Source organism: Hyphomonas sp. UBA3601 (genome assembly GCF_002375605.1).
Lineage (GTDB): Bacteria > Pseudomonadota > Alphaproteobacteria > Caulobacterales > Hyphomonadaceae > Hyphomonas.
The window spans coordinates 30,148-30,888 of sequence record NZ_DFME01000026.1 but is presented as its reverse complement, the minus strand read 5'-3'; the positions used below and the strand labels follow the sequence as shown (position 1 = coordinate 30,888).

Annotated in this window: 1 protein-coding gene; it reads right to left on the bottom strand. The window is 61.3% G+C overall.

Annotated features, from left to right (window positions below):
* A partial coding sequence (locus B4F73_RS02780; RefSeq protein WP_290482458.1) for a class I tRNA ligase family protein occupies positions 1-446 on the bottom strand: 446 nt, incomplete at its 3' end.
* Between the last annotated feature and the right edge of the window lie 295 nt (positions 447-741).

Sequence of the window (741 nt, the reverse complement as noted above, 5' to 3'; positions counted from 1 at the left end):
GCCTGAACGTCTACCCATTTCTGGGCAAAGGCGCGACAGGCCGCGCGGAACTCGTCGCCCGGAACATCATCCTTTCCGCGGTTCTTGCTGCGAAATTCTTCTTCCACCTTCCATTCGATCGGCAGGCCGTGACAGTCCCAGCCCGGCAGGTAGGCCGCGTCATGGCCGGTCATCTGGTGCGAGCGCACGATGATGTCCTTGACGATCTTGTTCATCGCCGTGCCGAGATGGATGTGCCCGTTCGCGTATGGCGGGCCGTCATGCAGGATCCAGGGCTTGGCGCCGCGTGCTTTCGCATCCGCGCGCAGCTTTTCATAAAGTTTCAGTTCGTCCCAGCGCTTGATCCAGTCCGGCTCGCGCTTGGGCAGGCCGCCGCGCATCGGGAATTCGGTGGCGGGCAGGAACAGCGTGTCGCGATAATCGCGGTCGGTCAGGGAATCAGTCATGTCGGGCCTATGGCAGTTTTGGCGTGTTGTACGGAAATGCCGGGCAATGGCCACGGCTTTTTTCATGCAGTCAGAGCATGGGCTCCCGGCTTCGCGGCCCCGGAAACCGGGTCAGCGCGCAGCCGGGCGGCTAATTCGAATGAAGCATATCCGTGCCATGGCGTTTCCGTAGCAGGCGCGGCTTAACGAGTCACTATTTCCACTCAGCCTTCGTTTCGGCCCCCGGGAGGCTCGCCAAACGCTCAGAAACCTTGCCGCAAAGCATCCGGAACACAGCCGCATTCTCCACGAGATT